The organism is Treponema sp. (assembly GCF_045657965.1).
GTDB lineage: Bacteria > Spirochaetota > Spirochaetia > Treponematales > Treponemataceae > Treponema_D.
Genome location: NZ_JAZOUG010000341.1, coordinates 1 through 2,990, shown reverse-complemented (window position 1 = coordinate 2,990; position 2,990 = coordinate 1). Strand labels below are relative to the sequence as shown.

The 2,990-nt window shown below is 34.0% G+C and carries 2 protein-coding genes; both read right to left on the bottom strand.

What is annotated here, in order from left to right; genetic code table 11:
- Positions 1-1,725, bottom strand: a 1,725-nt coding sequence (locus ACKI5B_RS12790) for a hypothetical protein (protein ID WP_407429375.1), incomplete at its 3' end; no start/stop codon positions are given.
- Between the two features lie 4 nt (positions 1,726-1,729).
- Positions 1,730-2,990: hexokinase family protein (locus ACKI5B_RS12785; protein ID WP_407429373.1), on the bottom strand; the 1,261-nt coding region annotated here is incomplete at its 5' end.

Genomic DNA, 2,990 nt, shown 5'->3' with positions numbered 1-2,990 from the left:
AAATATTTTTTCAAAATCTCCTGTCTTCATTTCAACTTTATAAAGCGGAGATTTTTCATATTCTGAAGCAACAGCGTACACATCAAAAACACTGCCAAATTCATCGGAATTTTCGATATTTTTCAGTACATTTTTTGAAGGAACTGCATCTGTAAAACCTGCAAAACTGTTTTCTTTTTGTAAAAATGCAGTCACATTCATTGAACTTCTGTCAACTTTAAGGAATCCAATCCGCGAAAGCATTTTTCCGCCTTTTCCAAGTTCTGCCCAGGTAAAAGAAAGCCAGATAGAATCAGAATCACTTTTAATAGAATGCAGTTCATGCAGAATCAAATTTCTGGCAATATCACCACCGCTGATTTCAGAAAAATCATAATCAATCAGAGTTTTTTCAGAATCAGACAGCCTGATTTTCCATTTTAATGAATCTTTAACGATTGAAGCATAAAGATTTTTTTCAATTTCTACTGGTGAAAATACAATTTCACCGTCTCTGTATTGAGACATTTCCACAAAAGAAAGTTCATTTTTATTATCAGTTTGTATAAAAAAAGCATCCCGCCGGTTTGTTATTTTCTGCTCATTGTACTTTTTCTTTTTTAAATCATATTCAGCAGCGACACATTTATAATTTTTTTTATCGATATACCGGCTTAAAGCAAGTTTTGTTCCATCCGAAGAAAAAACAACACGGTTAATACCTGTAACTGCAAGCAATTTTTTATTTTTTTTGATTTTTCCATCTGAATCTAAAATCACTAATCTTAATGATGAAGAAGCTGAATCAAAATAAGCAATTTTCGTTTCAGTATCATCAAAAAATACATCAAAACTTGAAATACGGGAATTTTTATTAGAAAAAAGATTCGCAGTCTTTGTAGAATGTTCTATTTGAAGTGTTTTTTCAAAATCATCCCATGCATCCCCTACACTCATTCCATAAGTTTTTTCAAAAACGCCTGCAATAAAACTAAAAGAAAGGCGGCTTCCTGCATTTTTCCAGAATTCAGCATATTTACTCATTCCGTACGTATCCTGTAAATATGAAGCAAACATACTTCCAAACATATACGCATCGGTTCCGCCTGGATAAGTATCTCTGGCTCCTGTTACATCACGCCAGTTCGGGAATTTATCTTCAATTACCGACTGATTTACAATCTGTGTAGAAAATGGGTCATTTAACCGGCCGCCCTGTTTTTTGCTTTCAAAAGAAACTGTTGCACCTTCTGCCCAGAATGTTGTAACTGTAAACCAGGCAGGATTCAAAGCATCCGAAATGAAAGACAGTCTCTTTGACCATTTAGATTTTATATTATATGTGACAGCATGAGTCAGCTCATGATAAAAAACAGACTGAATTGTATCTTCATACATATCAAGACTTGTTTCAGGAAGTGTGTCATAAAGAACAATCCGGTTATAAGGAATTGCTGCATAATAAGCATTTAAAACTTCAACTGAGCGGGTAATAGTTACGGGAAAGCGCTGATAAGGTTCAGTTTCTAAAAGCGAAGTTATTTCCAGATAATAATCATCACAGACATCTTCTATTTTATGTGCTGTTTGGCAGCATTCTTCCGGAAAAATTATGTCAAAATACTGAGTTCGAATCACATGAAGAGGCGAAGAACTTTCTGCTAAAGCACCTCCTGAAGCAAAAACACGGCAGCAAAGAATAAACAGAAGAAAAACTAATGTTTTTTTTAATAAGCCAATATACATTTTATTACCTTAATCCCGCAACAGCTGTACCAACAGTTATATCGTTTTCCATGGAAAGCAGTTCGTAATAAATTCCGTTTTCCTTAGTTAAATACTGTTCGAGTAAGCCTTCAATTTTTGATTTGAGTTTGTGTGTCTTAAAGAAAGTTGTGCCGTTACAAAGAATTCCAATCGGATGAACTGGATTTTTGCCTTCTTCGCACTGAATACAGACAGCACTGAGAATGGCAGCAGCATTTTTAGCACAGCGTTCAACAAGAATCTCAAGAATTTCATAAACAGTCTTCCTGTCATTGTCATTTTCACAAATTTCAGAAAGAGTTGAATATTTATCGTTCTTTTTAAATGGAGCATACAGAAATGAATCAATTTCAATTAAAGTAAGAGAATTTAATTTAAGTAAGTTAGAGGCAGTTTTTTCAGAAAACAGACCTTCTTTGGCAGCACAATTCAGTACTTCATATGCCACTGCTCCCAGATATGCACCGGAACACTGTTTTTCAAGCTGATACTGACCAGGACAGACAGTTTTTTTATCAAGAGAAATATCGAAATCAGAACGAGGCAGTTTATCACATTTACCGGATTCACAGACAATTATCTGATTTTCAGTTGATTTTTGAATATAAGCAGAATTAATTCCTGTTCCTAAAATAAAGCCTACGAATGATGAACATGAACAGCCTTCTTTTACTGCAGCACTGCCTGCAAGCAATGCAGAAACAGTATCATTAAGCAGGGCAATTTTTTTAATTTTGTTCCAGCCCCGTTTTTCCAGTTCCTCACATAAAGTTTCGCCAATTTTACAGCCGATAACTTCTTTTGCTTTTATTTCTTTACTGAAAGATGTAGAAATTCCATCGCCGTCTTTTGTAATATTCATTGAATATGAAAAACAAAATCCTATTCTATCAGCTTTATTTTTGAGATAATCAATATTATCTGCGATTTGTGAAAAAAATTCTTTTTTTGTTAATTCCCGTTCAATTCCTGGCATTGAAGTTTTTTTAAAATCAGAAATTTCATATTCGCCGTTTGAATCAAAAGTTACCAGACAGGAACGAAAATTTGTACCGCCTGCATCAATTACAATTACTTTCTGATTATGCGGCTTTTCTTTTGGCGGCAGCATCCAGGTTTTTATCATATCTTCGCCGGCAAGTTCTGGAGATTTTAATCCTAGATTCATATCATAAAGAATGTATTTTGTAAGACTATCAACACTTACATTCACATCAAAATTATGTTTCAAAAAGAAAAAAGAT